Raw genomic sequence first — 17,166 nt, 5'->3', positions numbered from 1 at the left:
CCGGGCGGGGCCACGTCGGCCGCTCACCGGTTCTCCCGCAGTTCGGTCAGCGCCCGTACCAGGGTGCGACGCAGCAGTGCGGGCTTGAACCGGTTGTGCTCTCGTGGTCGGGCGCCCTCAGCGGCACTGGCGGCGGCTGCCTCGAACGTCGCGGAGGTGGCGGGCCGGCCCGCCAGGGCCCGTTCGACGGCCGTCAGTCTCCATGGCCTGGTCCCCACGCCGCCGGCGGCGATCCGGGCGTTCACGATGGTGCGCCCGCGCAGTTGGAGGGCGACGGCGGCGGAGGTGAGCGCGAACTCGTACGACTGCCGGTCGCGGATCTTCACGTACAGCGAGTGCGCCGCCCAGGGCGAGCGGGGCACGGTGATCCCGGTGATGAGCTCGTTCGGCCACAGCACGTTCTCGATGTCGGGGGTGGCACCGGGCAGGGTGTAGAACGTGTCCAGGGGCACGGTGCGCGTGCCACGTGCCGAGGCCAGGTGCACGGTCGCACTCAACGCCACCAGCGGGACAGCGAGGTCGCTGGGATGGGTGGCGATGCACGCATCACTGGTGCCCAGGACGGCGTGGCTGCGGTTGATCCCTTCCAGGGCTGAGCAGCCGCTGCCCGGCTCGCGCTTGTTGCACGCGGTCGTGACGTCGCGGAAGTAGCTGCACCGCGTGCGCTGCAGCAGGTTGCCGCCGATGCTCGCCATGTTGCGCAGCTGGGCCGAGGCACTCAGCTCCAGCGCCTGCGCGATCATCGGATAGTGTCGCCGCACGGCGGGTGCGGCGGCCACATCACTCATTCGTTCGAGCGCGCCGACGTGCAGACCCTCGTGGTCCAGGGTGATGCCGTCCAGTGGCAGCCGGTTGATGTCCACGACACGGTCGGGTGACATCACCTCGAGCTTCATGAGGTCCACCAGGGTGGTGCCGCCGGCGAGGAAGGCGGTGTCCGGCCCGGCGCCCCGCACGGCCTCACGGACCGTCCGCGCCTGGGCGTAGGTGTAGGGCCGCATCAGCGCATCACCTGCTGCGCGTCCCGGATGGCGTCGACGATGCGGGGGTAGGCGCTGCACCGGCAGATGTTGCCCGACATGCGCTCACGTATCTCTTCGTCGGAGCGGGCGGGGCCTTCGTTGTCGACCATGGCGACCGCGGACATGATCTGCCCCGGGGTGCAGAAGCCGCACTGCAGACCGTCGTGGTCGACGAAGGCCTGCTGCATGGGGTGCAGCCGGTCGCCGTTGGCCAGCCCTTCGATCGTGGTGACCTGGTGGCCGCTCGCCGTGGCGGCCAGCGTGAGGCACGACAGCACGCGTCGGCCGTCGATGTGCACGGTGCAGGCGCCGCACTGTCCCCGGTCGCAGCCCTTCTTGGTGCCCTTGAGGTCGAGCCGCTCGCGGAGTGTGTCCAGCAGGGTGGCCCGCGGGTCCACCCGCAGGGTGACCGGATCGCCGTTGACGGCTGCCCGTACCGTCACCGGCGTCACACCGTCGACAGCGGCCACCGAGGCGGCTTCTGCCGTCTCGGCCTGTCCGGTCAGCAGCGGCGCCACGGTGGCGGCGACCAGGCTCCCACCTACGAAGTTGCGCCGGGACACACCCGAACGGGCCCCTCCCACATCGTTCTCTTCGTTCATCAAGTGCCTCCTGGCTGGTCGCGAGTTCGGGCAAGGGAAGGCCGGCGCCGCAACCATCTGTGTGGCCGCCGGGTCAAGCGCTGTTCCAGGCTGGCCGTCGGGAGCAGGATCATCCAGGCTCTGCCGATCCCAGGCTGAGGTCGAGCCGACAGGGCTGGAGCAGTGGCTCACCGCTATCGCGGCCACGTCACCGACGCATCCCACGCCATGCCGGGGACATCAACGGCGGTCGCGTTCCGCGGTTGAGCCGGGGAACGCCGGGCATGCCGGACATGCCGCCGCCCTGCTCACAAATCCCAGGGAACGCCAGACGTCGAAGATCGAGTCGATGCCGACGTCAGACGTCGTCATGGCGGCATCCGGCCGAGTAGATCTTCGGGCCCGCCGGTTCAGTGCAGCGTCTGCGCGCCGATCACGGACAGGACCTGCAGCTTCTCGTAGCTCTCCGTGCCGGGGACGGCGGTATAGACCATCAGGGAGTGGGCCTGGTCCGGATCGATCAAGTGCTGGCAGTTCAGCTCCAGGGCACCGACCTCAGGGTGAACGAAGTGCTTGACCTCGCGCGGGCGGATCCCGATCTCGTGGTCGTCCCACACCCGCCGGAACTCTTCGCTGGAGTCCAGGAGCAGATCCGCCAGGTATGCGGCTCGGGAGTCGGGACCCCGGAGGGTGACGATCCCGCGCAGGCCTGCGGCGTACATCCGGGTCATGAACGCGTGCTGCTCCGGAGCGTAGAGGTCTCGGGCGCTCGGGTCGGTGAACCACCGGTAGCCAGAGCTTCGAGCAGGACCGGTGTACCGCGTCGTGTCGCCGGTGAGGGCGACGCCCATCGGTGTCTGCCGCAGGGTCTCGCCTAGCTCGGTGACGATCTCCGCGGGCGTGTCCTGCAGCCGGTCGAGAACGCGCAGCAGTCCGGGGCTGATGTGCTCACTGGAGCTGCCACGGGGCGGTGGGTTGTGCCCGGCCAGCCGGAACAGATGGTCACGCTCGTCCACGGACAGGTGGAGCCCCTGGGCGATCGAGGCGAGCATCTGCGTTGACGGCTGCGGACCACGCTCGCGCTCCAGACGGGAGTAGTAGTCGGCTGACATGTTGCACAGCGTCGCGACCTCCTCGCGCCGTAGCCCGCTGGTTCTGCGGCGCCGTCCCCGAGGCATGCCGACGTCCTCCGGCTGCAGTGCCTCGCGACGGTTGCGGAGAAAGCTGGCCAGCCCTGTGCGATCGATCACGACGCTTCCCCTTCTGAGAGTCGCTCACCTCTCCGTGCTGCTTCACTTCTATACGCCCGTGCATTCGCGTATCCACGGCCTGTCGATCCTCCCCTTACGACGCGCGTCGCCGCGTCAGGGCACGGTCGACGGGCCGTTCGGCCCGTCGCCGGTAGGGGCGGTGCGGCGCCCCCGTCACGCCGTCGGGGCAGGCGGCGGACCACCGGACACTCGCTCTGACACGTATGGGAAGAGGCCCCGCCGCTCCTCGTGGAGAGCCGCGGGGTCTCGCTGCGGAGTGCTCCGGCACCGTCCGCAGGGGTGTTCGTTGGGCGGGGGTACAGCGTTGGGGTCTGGGTGTGCAGGTTTGGGTGGGGGGCTGGTTGACTCCGCGGCCGTCCCCCCACACACCCAGCCGTACCCGCGCCCTTCCGGGTGGTGGGCCGACGTGAGCGGAGTCGTCATACATGTCCCTCGGACCGCAGGCCTGGCACGGGCCGCCGCAGCATGAGGAGTTCGCAGTCGAGGGGCGGCCCGTGGAGGAGGCGGCGCGGCTGCGGCTCGGGGTTCGGATCGCTGTCGTGTGGTTTCTGTATGTGGTGGTCGCCGCCCTCGCTCCGGGTGGGTACGGGGCTCGGGTCGTCGGGCCGGTGAGCTTCGGTGTGGTGCTGGCCGTGGTGCCGTTCGCCGTCGGGGTGCACGCGCTGGTGGTGTACGGGCGGCGGGTCGACCGGCTCGAAGCGCGGTCGGACGCCGGGAGCGGGTCATGACGACGCTGCTCGATCCCTCGTCCCGGTCCCTCGTCTTCGCCGTGTTCTCGGTGTTCGTGGTGATCTGTCTGATGCTGTGCATCATCACCAGCGCCGACGAGGACGACCGCGCTCTCGTACGCTCCGACAGTCGCCGTCTGCGGTCCTGGCAGCAGGGCATCGCGATGGGCGGCGACACCACCACGGTGGCGACGGTCACCGTGCTCGTGGGCATGGTCGCCACGTTCGGCTTCGACGGGCTCGGCGTCATGCTGGGCAGTCTGATCGGGGTCGTGCTGCTCCTGGTGCTGATCATCGAGCCGCTGCGCAAGCATGCCTCGCTGACGCCCCCGGACATGCTCGACGCGCGCGGCGGCGGTGGGCCCGCGGTGCGTCTGTCGTGGGGGCTCGTGACGCTGTTCGTCTGCTTTCCGCTGCTGGTCGTGCAGTTGGTGGTGGTCGGGAACGTGGCCGCGGCGCTGATCGGGCAGCCCGGTGCGCGGACCGGCTGCATCGTGGTGATCGGCTGTGTGATGACGGCGCTGGCGGTGAGCGGCGGAATCCGGGGCACGGGCGTGGTGATGATCGCGAAGTCGGCGATAGCCCTGCCCGTGCTGGTGGTCGCCGCCGTGCTCGTGCTGGACCGCTTCGGCTGGCATCCCGGGCGGCTGCTCGACGCCGCCGCGCACGGCTCGGGGATGGGCGAGGCGTTCCTGCGTCCGGGCGGCTACACCGATGACGGCTGGGTGGGCGCCGTGAACCGGGTCGGGCAGACCTTCGGCATGTCGTTGGCGACGCTGGCGATGCCCGCCGTGCTGATGCGGGCGATCGCGACCAAGAGCCCGCGTGGCGCGCGGACCGTCGGACGCTGGATGCTCGGCGAACTCGTCCTGCTGTACGGCGCGCTGGCCGTCGTCGGTGTGGGCGCGGCGGCCCTGGTCGGCGGGGTGCTGCGCGAGGCCGGTCCGTCGGCGCAGGTGTTCACGCCGCTGCTGCTCGGGCGGGCACTGGACGGCGGCGGCATCCTGGTCGCGGCGCTGGCCTGCGTGCTCTTCCTCACGGCGCTCGCGGCCGTGGTGGATGTGACGCTCGCGGCCGGTATCGCCCTGGGCCGGGACGTGCTGGGCAGGTCCGGCAAGGCCGACGGTGCCACGGCCCGGTGGTCGGCGGCGGCGACGGGGGCGGTCTCGGCGGCCGTGGCGGTCGTCGCCGTCGACTGGAACCTGGTGGTCGTCTCGACGCTGTGGCTCACCGTGTGCGGCGCCGCCCTCGCGCCGGTCCTGCTGTACGCCCTGTACTGGCCGGGGTTCACGGCCCGCGGCGCGCTGTGGTGCCTGTGGGGGGCCACGGCGCTGAGCGTGGTGGCGCTCGCGCTGTCGCCGTACACGTCCGGCACCCCCGAGTCGATCTTCCCGGAGTACGACTTCAGGGTCTGGCAGGTGACGATCCCGGGCCTGCTGACGGCACCGGCCGGGTTCCTGCTGGGCTGGCTGGGCAGCGTCACCGATCCGCGCCGGGCCGCGGGCCGTGCACCGGCCACGGGACGTCACCGGGAGCTGGACACCGTCTGACGACCGGCGTGCCGTCCACCGATGAGTTCCGGCGGGCGGCACGGTCGTATCCGGTACAGCGCGCGTCGCGCACCGCACCGGACCAGGAGGCCACCATGCCACGGAAGATCATCGCCAGCCTTTTCATCTCCCTCGACGGCGTCGTCGAGGCGCCCGACCAGTGGCACTTCCCCTACTTCAACGAGGAGATGGGCGCCGCCGTCGGCGCCAGCCTGAACACCGCGGAGGTGCTGCTCTTCGGCCGCGGTACGTACGACAGCTTCGCCGGCGCCTGGCCCGAGCGAGAGGCCGCGGGCGGCGAGGACGCGGGCTTCGCCAAGCAGCTCGGCGACCTGCGGAAGATCGTGTTCTCCCGGCAGCGGCTGGAGCTGAGCTGGCGCAACTCCGAGCAGGCGCGGGGTGACGTCGCCGAGGTCGCCGCGGCGCTGAAGGCTGAGCCGGGCGGTGACATCGCGCTGAGCGGCTCGGTCTCCGTCGTCCGGCAGCTGCTGGCCGCGGGCCTCCTCGACGAACTGCACCTCCTCGTCCACCCGATCGCCGTGCGCAAGGGCATGCGTCTGTTCGACGAGGGCGAGCCGTCCATCCCACTGCGGCTGCTGAAGTCCGAGACGTTCGCGACCGGGGTGCTGAACCTCGTGTACGGGCCCGACACCGCGCCGCCGACGGGCGGTTACGAGGAGGCCGTCGCCGCGCTCGGGGAGTGAGGGCGGCCCCTCGGCGGTCAGCTGGACCATATGGCTACGCTCACGTCCATGACCGATTCCGCGTACGCCATCGTGGTCACGACGACCGACGCCGAGGAGAAGGCCCGCGCGCTGGCCGCCGGGGTGATCGGGGAGAGGCTGGCCGCGTGCGCGCAGGTGTACCCGATCTCCTCCGTCTACCGGTGGGAGGGCGCCGTGGAGGAGGCGCGGGAGTGGCGGGTCGACTTCAAGACGCGCGGTGAGCTGGTGGCACGGCTGGCGGAGCGCATCGGTGAACTCCATGACTACGACACCCCGGAGGTGATCGCCGTACCCGTGGTCTCGGGCAGCGCGGCGTATCTGGGCTGGGTGGCGGCGGAGACGCGGGGCTGAGGCCCCGAGGGGACCCACAGGGACCAACGGTCCCCTTCCGCACCCTGTCGGCCTCTGCCCCGCACGCGTCCCGCGCGGTCGAATGGGCGTGGAACCGAGCGGAAGAGGGGTCATGCCATGACCAGCACCACCACCCAGGACCAGGGCACGGCGCACGTGCTCGACGTCGCCCATGTCGACGGTGACGCCTACGCCGTGGACGTCCGGGGGCACCGGGTCCTGGTCGACCAGCCCGTGGCGGTGGGCGGCGCGGACACCGCGCCCACCCCGACCGAGCTGTTCGCCGCGTCGCTGGCCACCTGTGTCGCCTTCTACGCGGGGCGCTATCTGGTCCGGCACGGGCTGTCGCGTGACGGGCTTCGGGTGCGCACCGAGTTCACCATGGCCACCGACCGGCCCGCGCGGGTCACCGCCCTGCACCTGACGGTCGTACCACCGCCCGGTCTGCCCGAGGAGCGGCGGGCGGCACTGCTGGCGGTGGCCTCGCACTGCACCGTGCACCACACGCTCCAGCAGCCGCCCGCCGTCGACATCGAGCTGGCGGACTGAGCCGAGCCCTCCGCCCTCCCGGTCCCCTTCCCGCCTCAGCGGGCGCGCAGGGCCGCCAGCGCCGTGTCCAGGTCGGCCTTGCGCGGCCGGTTGTGGGGCAGCTTGCCGAGCATGACCGCCATGCCGCAGGTGTCGGTGAGCGCCGAGAAGACCAGGCCGCCCGCGATGCCCGCGGAGAGCAGCAGGAAGGCGGGGTGCAGCAGGACACCGAGGGCGAGGCCGAGCAGGACCAGCGTTCCGGCGGTGAGGCGGACCTGGCGTTCCATGGCCCAGCCGGAGCGGGTGGCGCAGGCGGCGGGCCGGTGCAGTTCGTGGCCGTCCGCGGCCCAGGCGCCGGTGCCGCCGACGAGGGTGGCGGTGGGGACGCCCTGCGCGGCGAGCTGCTTGCAGGCGTTCTCGGAGCGGGCGCCGGAGGCGCAGACGACCAGGACCTCGCCGCGTTCGGCGGCGTGCCGGATCTCGGGGAGGGCGGACCTCAGGCTGTCCAGGGGGATGTTCAGGGCGCCGGGGAGGTGACCTGACGCATACTCGGCGGGGGTGCGCACATCGAGCACGGTGAACTCGTGCAGCCGGGTGCGCGCCTGGTCGACGCCGAGCGCGGCAGGGGTGGGAGAGGTGGTCATGGGGATGTGTTCCTTCGTGGTCGGCCTGGTTCCCGCAGAGGGAAACGTACAGTACCCCTAGGGGTATCTCTGAGGAGTGGTAGTGGAGCTTGAGCTTGCTGGTGCTGAGCTGAAGGCCGTGCTGAACCGGTTGCGCCGCGCGCAGGGTCAGATCGCCGGGGTGATCCGGATGATCGAGGAGGGACGGGACTGCGAGGACGTGGTCACCCAGCTCGCCGCCGCCTCCCGCGCCCTGGACCGGGCCGGGTTCGCGATCATCGCCACCGGCCTCCAGCAGTGCGTGGCGGACATCGAGTCCGGGCGGCGCGACGGCGAGGACACCCAGGCGATGCGGGCCCGGCTGGAGAAGCTGTTCCTGTCGCTGGCCTGAGCCCACCCGGCCGTCACAGCACCGCCTCCACCAGCATGAACGCGGCCACCGCCAGCAGCACCAGCGCGAAGACCCGCTGGAGGGTCGCGCCGGAGACCTTGGCGGCCAGCCGTTTGCCGTCCCAGGCGCCGAGGACCGCGGCCCCGGTGAAGGGGGCGACGACCGCCCAGTCCAGTCCGGTCAGGGTGTCCGCGCGAGTGGTCAGGGCGGCCAGCGAGTTGACGGTGATGACCAGCAGGCTGGTGCCCACCGCCACCCGCATCCGCAGGCCCAGCACCCCCACCAGCGCGGGTACGGCGAGAAAGCCGCCGCCGACGCCGAGTACGCCGGTGAGGCCGCCGAGGCCCGCGCCCGCGGCGGCCGCCGCGACCGGCCGCACCGGGGTGCGGGGGTCGGTGACCGGTTCCGTCCGCAGCATCCGGAGCGCGGCCAGCGCGGCGACGACCGCGAACGCCGCCGTGAGCAGCGCCGCCGGGAGGCGGGCGGCGAGCGCTCCGCCGACCATTGCCGGTACGGTCCCGGCCGCCGCGAAGAGCAGCCCGGTCCGCCAGCGGACCCGGCCGTCGCGGGCGTGCGCGGCCAGCGCGGCGACGGAGGTGAGGGTGACGATGACCAGGCTCGCGGTGGTGGCCGCGACCGGGGTGAAGCCGAGCAGGTAGATCAGGGCGGGGACGGCCAGCACACTGCCGCCGCCCCCGAGGGCGCCGAGCGCGAGGCCGATCACGGCCCCGGCGGTCAGGGCGAGGAGCAGCACACTCACGCGACGGTGCCGTTCCCGCCGTGCGCGTCCACCACGGGGAACCCGGCCGCCGCCCAGTCCCGCATGCCGCCGATCACGTCCACGGCCCGGGCGCCACGGGCGGCGAGCACCTCGGCGGCCCGCTGGGAGCGGTTGCCGGAGCGGCAGATCACCACCAGCGGCCTGGCCTGCGCGTCGTCGGGCAGCGCCGCACCGGCCGCCAGCGCGGACAGCGGCAGATGGACGGCGCCGGGGGCGTGCCCGGCGCGCCACTCCAGGGTCTCGCGGACGTCGAGGAGTACGGCGCCGTCCGCGGGGGCGACGAGCCGGGCGGCCTCCTGGACGGTGACCCGGCCGGGTCGGAGCGTCCTCATGCCGTCAGCCCCGCCTTCCTGGCCTCCTCGAAGGAGTCGTCCACGGCGACGACGTCCCGGCCCGCGGCGTCCAGCAGCGAGGCGGCGATGGCGGCGCGCATGCCGCCCGCGCAGTGCACCCACACCTCACCGGCGGGGATCTCGTCGAGGCGGCGGTGCAGGGTGTGCAGGGGGATGTGGACGGAGCCCGGTATGTGTCCGCCCGCCTGCTCCGAGGCGCGCCGGACGTCCAGCACGACGGCCTCTGGCGCCTCGGCCAGGTCGGCGAACGTGGCGCGGCGGAAGGTGGCCGGGGTCTCCCCCGGGCGCAGCCAGTCGGCCGGGCTGCCGGTGGCCGCGGCGGCGGGCCGGTCGATGCCGACCCGGGCCAGTTCGCGTTGGGCGGCGGCGAGCTGCTCCGGCGACTCGGCGAGCAGGGTGACGGGCTTGCCCCAGGGGATCAGCCAGGCGAGGTAGGTGGCGAGCTGCCCCTCCGCCTCGAAGTTGAACGAGCCCGACACATGGCCGTCGGCGAAGGCGACGCGGTTGCGCAGGTCGACGACCCACTCCCCCGCGGCCAGCCGGGCGGCGATCTCGGCGGCGTCGGCGACGGCGGGCGGGGTGAGGTCGACGGGGACCGGGCCGGTGGCGTTGGCGGGGCCCATGTGGGCGTAGTAGGCGGGGATGTCGTCGAGGCCGGCGAGCAGGTCGGCGACGAAGGCGTCCACGTCCCGGGTGAGGGCGTCGTTGGTCTCCTTCTCCTTGCCGATGGTCGTGGCGGTGCCCTCGGACTGGGTGGCGGAGCAGAAGCTGCCGAAGCCGTGGGTGGGCAGGACCTCGGTCGCCTCGGGCAGTTCGGCGGCGAGCCGGCGCGCGGAGGCGTGCTGGGCGCGGGCGAGGTGTTCGGTGAGCCGCGGTTCGACGAGGTCCGGGCGGCCGACGGTGCCGATGAGCAGCGAGCCGCCGGTGAAGACGGCGACGGCGGTGCCGTTCTCCTCCAGGGCGTAGGAGGTGTGGTGCGGGGTGTGGCCGGGGGTGGCCAGGGCGCGCAGGGTGAGACCGGCGGCGGGGTCGATCGCGGCGCGGTCGCCGTCGTGGACGGGGGTGCGGGCGAAGGAGACCCGGGCCCCGGCGGGCACGAGGTAGGCGGCGCCGGTGATCCGGGCCAGTTCCAGGCCGCCGGTGACGTAGTCGTTGTGCACATGGGTCTCGACGACCTGGGTGATGCGGACGCCACGCCGGGCGGCGGCCGCGATCACCTGGTCGACGTCGCGGGGCGGGTCGACGGCCACCGCCGTGCGTTCACCGCCCGCGAGGTAGCTCCGGTTGCCGAGGCCTGCCACCTCGATCGTGTCGACGAAGAACACGGGTACTCCCTTCCGCGAGTCATTACCCCAGGGGGTATACCTTCAACGGTACACGAGTACCCCAGGGGGTATCCACTCAGGCCACTCAGGCGGGGAGCCCTCGCCATCCGACGGAGGGACCCGCCCCCGGTTACCCGACGCGCTCCCAGCCGCGCCGCGGGGGAGGGGCGCCGAGCTGGGTGTCACGGCTGCGGTAGACGATGTACGGCCTGGTCAGATAGCCGAGGGGGGCGGTGAGCATGTGCACCAGCCGTGTGAACGGCCAGAACGCGAACAGCAACAGCGCGCTGACGGCGTGCAGCTGGAACAGGACGGGCGCGCCGGTCATCCGGTCCGGCTCCGGCTGGAAGGCGAAGATCGAGCGGAACCAGAGGGAGACGGTCTCGCGGTAGTCGTAGCCGCCGCCGACGATGTTGGCGACGACGGTCGCGGCCAGTCCCAGGCAGATGGTCACCACCAGCGAGAGGTACATCGCCTTGTCGTTGCGCGTGGTCGCGGAGAACACCGGGCCGACCGTGCGACGGCGGTAGACGAGGATGGCCGCGCCGCCCAGGGTGCAGATGCCCGCGACGGTGCCGAGGGCGACGGCGACGACGTGGTACGCGTCCTCGCCGATCCCCACCGCCTCCGTCCAGCTCTTGGGGATGACCAGCCCGACGATGTGACCGACCAGCACGACGAGGATGCCGAAGTGGAACATGGGGCTGCCGATCCGCAGCAGCCGGTTCTCGTACAGCTGGGAGGAGCGCGTGGTCCAGCCGAACTTGTCGTACCGGTAGCGCCAGACATGGCCCAGGACGAAGACCGCGAGGGACACGTACGGCAGCACGACCCACAGCAGGACACCGCCGGTACCGGTCTCGGCCGCCGTCGTCAGGGTCGGTGTGGTCATCGCGGGCCTCCCGGGAAGACGGGGTCGGGCAGGAACAGCGGGGAGGACGAGGAGGACCCGTACGGGGTCAGACCGACCTCTTCCTCCGGCGGGCCCTCGGCGGCCAGGCGGGCCACGGCCGCCCGGTCGTCGCCCTTCAGGGCGGGCAGGGTCGCGGCGACGGATTCCAGGACGGCGGCCCAGGGGGAGCCGTCGTCCGCGAGGGCGAGGCGCAGTAGTTCCAGGCCCGCTCGGTGCTCGGTGAGGAGTCGGTGGCCGGTGCCGGGTTCGGCGGCGGCGAACTCGAGGACCACGGCGAGGTGGTCGGGGAGTTCGTCGTCGGCCAGCCGCCAGCCCGCGGCGGCATAGGTCTGCTTCAGCCGGAGCAGGGCCAAGCCCCGTTTCCGGGTGTCGCCGTGGCCGTAGTAGGTCAGGTACGGGCAGCAGCGCCTGCGGTGGTCGAAGGTGGCGACGTAGGCGGCGGCCAGGTCGTCGGGCGGGATGCGTCCGGCGTCCGCGAGGAAGGCGCGCAGGGGGTCGGCGACCTGGGCGGGCAGGGGGTCGGCGGCCCGGCGGGCCAGGGCGAGGCGGGCCGGGTGGGCGTCGTCGGGGTAGGCGAGCAGCAGGGACTGGGTCTGCCAGGCGTGGGGGTGCCAGCTCTCCGGGCCGCCCGGGTTCCTCCGCCACCTCATGACGGCTTCTCCTCGTCCGGTCCGGGCGGGAACAGGCCCGGCGGTGCGCCCTTGCCGTCCCAGTTGAGGAGGTTGACGCGGGTCTCCTTGTCGACCGGGGCGGCGGGCGTCTCGGAGGTCTGCCGGTCGCGCAGGGCGCGGAAGTTCTCCACCGCGATGGGCGCGGCGCCGCCGGAGGCCTCCCCGAAGGGTCCTGAGCCGCCCATGCCGGGGCCGCCCTCGTAGTCAAGGCTGCACTCGGTGGCCAGCTCCTCCAGGCGGTGCGCCTGTTCGGCGTGGGCGGGCGGGATGACGTACCGCTCGTCGTACTTGGCCAGCGCCAGCAGCCGGTACATGTCGTAGAGCTGTTCGCCGCTCATGCCGACGGCCTCGGGGACGGTGTCGTCGGGTTCCCGGCCGAGGTTGATGTCGCGCAGGTAGGAGCGCATGGCGGCCAGGCGCCGCAGCACCGCGTCGACGGGGGCCGGGTCGCCCGCGGTGAACAGCTGGGCGAGGTAGTCGACGGGGATGCGCAGGGCGTCGACGGCGGCGAACAGGTTGCCGTGGTCCTCGGCGTCGTGACCGGTGTCGCGGACCGCGTCGACGACCGGGGAGAGCGGCGGGATGTACCAGACCATGGGCAGGGTGCGGTACTCCGGGTGCAGCGGCAGCGCCACCTTGTAGGTGTTGATCAGGGCGTGGATCGGTGAGCGCTGGGCGGCCTCCACCCAGTCCCGGGGGATGCCGGAGCGTTCGGCCGCGTCGATGACGTCGGGGGCATACGGGTCGAGGAAGACCCGCCGCTGCGCCTCGTACAGGCCGGTGTCGTCGGGGGTGGACGCGGCCTCCAGCACCTTGTCGGCGTCGTAGAGCACCGGGCCGATGTAGCGCAGGCGGCCGACGCAGGTCTCGGAGCAGACGGTGGGCAGGCCGACCTCGACGCGCGGGAAGCAGAAGGTGCACTTCTCGGCCTTGCCGGTGCGGTGGTTGAAGTAGACCTTCTTGTACGGGCAGCCGGTGACGCACATCCGCCAGCCCCGGCAGCGGTCCTGGTCGACGAGGACGATGCCGTCCTCCTCGCGCTTGTAGATGGCGCCGGAGGGGCAGGAGGCCGCGCAGGACGGGTTGAGGCAGTGTTCGCAGATCCTCGGCAGGTAGAACATGAAGGTCTGCTCGAACTCGAACCTGATCCTCTCCGCGACGTCGCGGAGCAGGACGTCCTTGCCGCCGTGGTCGGCGGAGCCGCCGAGGCTGTCGTCCCAGTTCGCCGACCAGGAGATCTTCATGTCCTTGCCGGAGATCAGGGACTTGGGGCGGGCGACGGGGGTGTGGTCCTGGAGCGGGGCGTTGGTGAGGGTCTCGTAGTCGTACGTCCAGGGCTCGTAGTAGGCGTCCAGGGGCGGCAGCTTGGGGTTGGAGAAGATCTGGATCAGCTTCTTGAACCGGCCGCCCGCCTTCAGCGTGAGACGGCCGCTCCTGTTCAGCTCCCAGCCGCCCTTCCACTGCTCCTGGTCCTCGTAGCGGCGGGGGTAGCCCTGGCCGGGGCGCGTCTCGACGTTGTTGAACCACACGTACTCGACGCCCGTGCGGTTGGTCCACGCCTGTTTGCAGGTGACCGAGCAGGTGTGGCAGCCGATGCACTTGTCGAGGTTCATCACCATCGCCATCTGGGCCATGACACGCATGTCAGTACGTCACCTCCTGGTTGGTACGGCGCCGGATGACGGTGACCTCGTCGCGCTGGTTGCCGGTCGGGCCCAGGTAGTTGAAGGCGTACGACAGTTGCGCGTACCCGCCGATGAGATGGCTCGGTTTGATCAGGAGCCGGGTGAGGGAGTTGTGGATGCCGCCGCGCCTGCCGGTGGTCTCGGTGCGGGGGACGTCGATGAGGCGGTCCTGGGCGTGGTGCATGTAGACGGTGCCCTCGGGCATCCGGTGCGAGACGACCGCGCGGGCGGCGACGACGCCGTTGCGGTTGACGCCCTCGATCCAGTCGTTGTCGTGGACGCCGATCTTCGCGGCGTCCTGGGTGGACATCCAGATGGTGGGGCCGCCCCGGGACAGCGACAGCATGAACAGGTTGTCCTGGTACTCGGAGTGGATGGACCACTTGTTGTGCGGGGTCAGATAGCGCACGGTCACCCCGAGTTCGCCGGTCTCGCCGACGCGGGGTTCGCCGAAGAGGGCGTCCATGTGCAGCGGGGGCCGGTAGACGGGGAGCTGTTCACCGAGGGCGGCGATCCAGTCGTGGTCGAGGTAGAAGTGCTGGCGGCCGGTGAGGGTGTGCCAGGGCTTGGACCGCTCGACGTTGACGGTGAACGGGGAGTAGCGGCGGCCTCCGGTCTCGGAGCCGGACCACTCCGGTGAGGTGATCACCGGTACGGGGGCGGCCTGGGTGTCGGCGAACGTGATCCGCTTGCCCTCGTGCTCGGCGGCGAGGTCGGCCAGTCGGGTCCCGGTGCGGGCCTCCAGGGTGTGGAAGCCCTGGGTGGCGAGATGGCCGTTGGTGGTGCCGGACAGGGCGAGGATGGCCTCGCAGACCTGGGTGTCCCGGGCGATCGACGGCCGCCCGGCGTTGACCCGGCCGCGCGCGGTGCCGTTCTTGTGCCGGAGGTACTCCAGTTCGCGGTCGAGTCTGAAGGTGACGCCCTTGGTGGTGGCGCCGAGGGTGTCCAGGAGGGGGCCGAGCGCGGCCATCTTCTCGGCCACGGCGCCGTAGTCCCGTTCGACGGCGACCAGTTTCGGCAGGGTGCGGCCGGGCACGGGCTCGCACTCGCCCGCCTTCCAGTCCCGGACCCTGCCGTGCGGGGTGGCGAGCGCGTCGGGGGTGTCGTGCAGCAGCGGGGCGGCGACCACGTCGGTGCGGGTGCCGAGGTGCTGGGCGGCCAGCCGGCTGAACTCGGCGGCCAGGGTGTGGAAGGCGTCGAAGTCGGTGCGGGTCTGCCAGGGCGGGGCGATCGCCGGGTTGAAGGCGTGGACGTAGGGGTGCATGTCGGTGGAGGACAGGTCGTGCTTCTCGTACCAGGTCGCGGCCGGGAGGACGACGTCGGAGTAGACGGTGGTGCTGGTCATCCGGAAGTCCAGGGTGAGCAGCAGGTCGAGCTTGCCGACCGGGGCCTCCTCGCGCCAGACCACGTCCCGGGGGCGGGCCCCGGGGGGCGCCTCGGTGGCGCGCAGGTTGGAGTCGGTGCCGAGCAGGTGCTTGAGGAAGTACTCGTTGCCCTTGGCGGAGGAGCCCAGCAGGTTGGCCCGCCACACGGTGAGCACGCGCGGGAAGTTGGCCGGGTCGTCGGGGTCCTCGCAGGCGAACCGGAGCCGTCCCGCCTTCAGCTCGTCCACCACGTGCTCCGCGACCGGGCGTCCGGCCGCCTCCGCGTCGGCGGCGAGGTCGAGCGGGTTGCGGTCGAAGGTCGGGTACGACGGCATCCAGCCGAGGCGGGCCGACTGGGCGATGACGTCGGCGGTGGCCTTCCCGGCGAAGGGGCCGCCGCCGTCGGCGCCGGGGCGGGCGGCGAGGGTGTCGGCGGAGAACGGGTCGTAGCGGAACTGGTCGCTGTGCAGGTACCAGTAGGCCGTCTGGATCATCTGCCGGGCCGGGCGGTTCCAGTCGGCGGCGGTCGCGATCGCCGAGTAGCCGGTGATCGGGCGGACCTTCTCCTGGCCGACGTAGTGCGCCCAGCCGCCGCCGTTGACGCCCTGGCAGCCGGTGAGGGTGGTCAGGGTGAGGAAGGCCCGGTAGATGGTGTCGGAGTGGAACCAGTGGTTGGTGCCCGCGCCCATGATGATCATCGAACGGCCGCGGGACTCCTCGGCGTTGGCGGCGAACTCCCGGGCGATCCGGGCCGCCTTCGCCGCCGGTACGCCGGTGACGGTCTCCTGCCAGGCCGGGGTGCAGGGCTCGGAGGCGTCGTCGTAGGAGGCGGGCCAGCGGCCCGGCAGCCCGGGGCGGGCGACGCCGTACTGGGCCAGCAGCAGGTCGTGGACGGTGGTCACCAGGCGTCCGCCGACGCGGCGCACCGGCACTCCGCGCAGCACGCGGTCCGCGGCGCCGTCCGGGGCGTCGAAGCGCGGCAGCTCCACGGCGACCGGGGCCTCGGCGGACCCCTCCGCCGACAGCAGCGGGTCGATGTCGCCGAGGTCGAGGTTCCACTTCCCGGCGCCGGAGTCGGAGAAGCGGTCGCCGAGCGTGCCGTTGGGGACCACGGGCGCGCCGGTGGCCGCGTCCAGCAGGACGGTCCGGAACTCGGCGTGCTCCTGCTGGCCGCCGAGGTCGGCGGCGGTGAGGAACTTGCCCGGGGTGTACATGCCCGGCTCGCGTTCGTCGAGGGTGACGAGGAAGGGCAGGTCGGTGAAGCGTTTGACGTAGTCGGTGAAGTACGGGGTGGCCCGGTCGACGAAGAACTCCTTGAGGACGACGTGCCCCATGGCCATCGCCAGCGCCCCGTCGGTGCCGGGCTGGGCCGGCAGCCACTCGTCGGCGAACTTCACGTTGTCCGCGTAGTCGGGGCTGACCGCGATCACCTTCTGGCCCCGGTAGCGGGCTTCCGCCATCCAGTGCGCGTCGGGCGTGCGGGTCACCGGCAGGTTGGAGCCCCACATGATGAGGTAGCCCGCGTCCCACCAGTCGCCCGACTCCGGTACGTCGGTCTGGTCACCGAACACCTGCGGGGAGGCGACCGGCAGATCGGCGTACCAGTCGTAGAACGACAGCATCACCCCGCCGAGCAGGGAGTAGAAGCGGGCGCCCGCGGCGTGCGACACCATCGACATCGCCGGGATCGGGGAGAAGCCCGCCAGCCGGTCGGGGCCGTGTTCCCTGATGGTGTGCACGTGCGCGGCGGCGACCAGTTCGACGGCCTCGTCCCAGCTCGCCCGGACCAGACCGCCCTTGCCGCGCACCGACTTGTAGCGGCGCGAGCGCTCCGGGTCGGAGACGATGTCCGCCCAGGCCGCCACCGGATCGCCGAGGCGCTGCCTCGCCTCGCGGTACATCCGGAGCAGTTCACCGCGCACGTACGGGTAGCGCACCCGGGTCGGCGAGTACGTGTACCAGGAGAACGCCGCCCCGCGCGGGCAGCCCCGCGGCTCGTACTCGGGGCGGTCCGGGCCGACGGACGGGTAGTCGGTCTGCTGGGCCTCCCAGGTGATGATGCCGTCCTTGACGTACACCTTCCACGAGCAGGAGCCGGTGCAGTTGACGCCGTGGGTGGAGCGCACCACCTTGTCGTGCGACCAGCGGTCCCGGTAGAACTCGTCCGCCCGCCGCCCGCCCGACCTGTGCAGGGAGCGCAGGTCCCGCGAGACCTCGGACCGGGTGAAGAACCGGCGCGAGCGCACCAGCGCCTCCGCCAACTCGCCGTCCATGCCCGGCGGTTCACCGCCCGCCCGTGCGTCT

At 72.2% G+C, this 17,166-nt stretch carries 17 protein-coding genes; 6 read left to right on the top strand and 11 right to left on the bottom strand.

What is annotated here, in order from left to right:
* Positions 1-23 precede the first annotated feature (23 nt).
* From KBY47_RS14530 to KBY47_RS14520, 3 genes are all read right to left on the bottom strand, one after another.
* On the bottom strand, positions 24-1,001 hold the full coding sequence (locus tag KBY47_RS14530; protein WP_210921506.1) for a xanthine dehydrogenase family protein subunit M: 978 nt from the start codon (positions 999-1,001) through the stop codon (positions 24-26).
* Positions 1,001-1,624 (bottom strand): (2Fe-2S)-binding protein, encoded by a 624-nt coding sequence (locus KBY47_RS14525; RefSeq protein WP_210921505.1) that lies wholly within the window; start codon positions 1,622-1,624, stop codon positions 1,001-1,003. Before KBY47_RS14525 ends, KBY47_RS14530 begins: the two co-directional genes overlap by 1 nt.
* Before the next feature lie 389 nt (positions 1,625-2,013).
* Positions 2,014-2,853: a helix-turn-helix transcriptional regulator gene (locus KBY47_RS14520; RefSeq protein ID WP_210921504.1), complete on the bottom strand. Its 840-nt coding sequence runs from the start codon at positions 2,851-2,853 to the stop codon at positions 2,014-2,016.
* 446 nt (positions 2,854-3,299) lie between these two features.
* Between KBY47_RS14520 and KBY47_RS14515 the strand changes: the two genes are divergently transcribed.
* From KBY47_RS14515 to KBY47_RS14495, 5 genes are all read left to right on the top strand, one after another.
* Entirely contained in the window at positions 3,300-3,602 is a 303-nt protein-coding gene (locus KBY47_RS14515; protein WP_210921503.1) for a DUF485 domain-containing protein, read from the top strand.
* Entirely contained in the window at positions 3,599-5,152 is a 1,554-nt protein-coding gene (locus KBY47_RS14510) for a transporter (protein WP_210921502.1), read from the top strand. Before KBY47_RS14515 ends, KBY47_RS14510 begins: the two co-directional genes overlap by 4 nt.
* Positions 5,153-5,247: 95 nt before the next feature.
* Positions 5,248-5,856, top strand: a complete 609-nt coding sequence (locus KBY47_RS14505; RefSeq protein WP_210921501.1) for a dihydrofolate reductase family protein — start codon at positions 5,248-5,250, stop codon at positions 5,854-5,856.
* A gap of 48 nt (positions 5,857-5,904) precedes the next feature.
* Positions 5,905-6,228: a divalent-cation tolerance protein CutA gene (gene cutA, locus KBY47_RS14500; RefSeq protein WP_210921500.1), complete on the top strand. Its 324-nt coding sequence runs from the start codon at positions 5,905-5,907 to the stop codon at positions 6,226-6,228.
* A 117-nt stretch (positions 6,229-6,345) separates the two neighbouring features.
* Entirely contained in the window at positions 6,346-6,777 is a 432-nt protein-coding gene (locus tag KBY47_RS14495) for an OsmC family protein (protein WP_210921499.1), read from the top strand.
* Positions 6,778-6,812: 35 nt separating this feature from the next.
* Here the strand turns inward: KBY47_RS14495 and KBY47_RS14490 are convergent, their stop codons facing one another.
* Positions 6,813-7,400 (bottom strand): rhodanese-like domain-containing protein, encoded by a 588-nt coding sequence (locus KBY47_RS14490; protein ID WP_210921498.1) that lies wholly within the window; start codon positions 7,398-7,400, stop codon positions 6,813-6,815.
* A gap of 82 nt (positions 7,401-7,482) precedes the next feature.
* On the opposite strand from KBY47_RS14490, the gene KBY47_RS14485 reads away from it, so the two are divergent.
* The gene (locus KBY47_RS14485) at positions 7,483-7,770 is read left to right on the top strand and encodes a metal-sensitive transcriptional regulator (protein WP_210921497.1); all 288 of its coding nucleotides are present in this window, start codon (positions 7,483-7,485) and stop codon (positions 7,768-7,770) included.
* Between the two features lie 13 nt (positions 7,771-7,783).
* Here the strand turns inward: KBY47_RS14485 and KBY47_RS14480 are convergent, their stop codons facing one another.
* From KBY47_RS14480 to KBY47_RS14450, 7 genes are all read right to left on the bottom strand, one after another.
* A complete protein-coding gene (locus KBY47_RS14480) occupies positions 7,784-8,530 on the bottom strand; it encodes a sulfite exporter TauE/SafE family protein (protein WP_210921496.1) in 747 nt (248 codons plus the stop codon).
* Positions 8,527-8,883: a rhodanese-like domain-containing protein gene (locus tag KBY47_RS14475; RefSeq protein ID WP_210921495.1), complete on the bottom strand. Its 357-nt coding sequence runs from the start codon at positions 8,881-8,883 to the stop codon at positions 8,527-8,529. Before KBY47_RS14475 ends, KBY47_RS14480 begins: the two co-directional genes overlap by 4 nt.
* Complete coding sequence (locus KBY47_RS14470; protein ID WP_210921494.1) at positions 8,880-10,229, bottom strand: MBL fold metallo-hydrolase; 1,350 nt, start codon at positions 10,227-10,229, stop codon at positions 8,880-8,882. The genes KBY47_RS14475 and KBY47_RS14470 overlap by 4 nt, the downstream gene beginning before the upstream one ends.
* A gap of 130 nt (positions 10,230-10,359) precedes the next feature.
* Positions 10,360-11,121 (bottom strand): respiratory nitrate reductase subunit gamma, encoded by a 762-nt coding sequence (gene narI, locus KBY47_RS14465; protein ID WP_210921493.1) that lies wholly within the window; start codon positions 11,119-11,121, stop codon positions 10,360-10,362.
* A complete protein-coding gene (gene narJ, locus KBY47_RS14460) occupies positions 11,118-11,792 on the bottom strand; it encodes a nitrate reductase molybdenum cofactor assembly chaperone (protein ID WP_210921492.1) in 675 nt (224 codons plus the stop codon). The genes narI and narJ overlap by 4 nt, the downstream gene beginning before the upstream one ends.
* Positions 11,789-13,456: a nitrate reductase subunit beta gene (narH, locus tag KBY47_RS14455; protein ID WP_210921491.1), complete on the bottom strand. Its 1,668-nt coding sequence runs from the start codon at positions 13,454-13,456 to the stop codon at positions 11,789-11,791. The genes narJ and narH overlap by 4 nt, the downstream gene beginning before the upstream one ends.
* 1 nt (position 13,457) lies before the next feature.
* Positions 13,458-17,135, bottom strand: a complete 3,678-nt coding sequence (locus KBY47_RS14450; RefSeq protein WP_210921608.1) for a nitrate reductase subunit alpha — start codon at positions 17,133-17,135, stop codon at positions 13,458-13,460.
* Between the last annotated feature and the right edge of the window lie 31 nt (positions 17,136-17,166).

Source organism: Streptomyces sp. B93, assembly GCF_018070565.1.
Taxonomy (GTDB): domain Bacteria; phylum Actinomycetota; class Actinomycetes; order Streptomycetales; family Streptomycetaceae; genus Streptomyces.
This window is presented reverse-complemented; position numbering and strand designations above follow the sequence as displayed.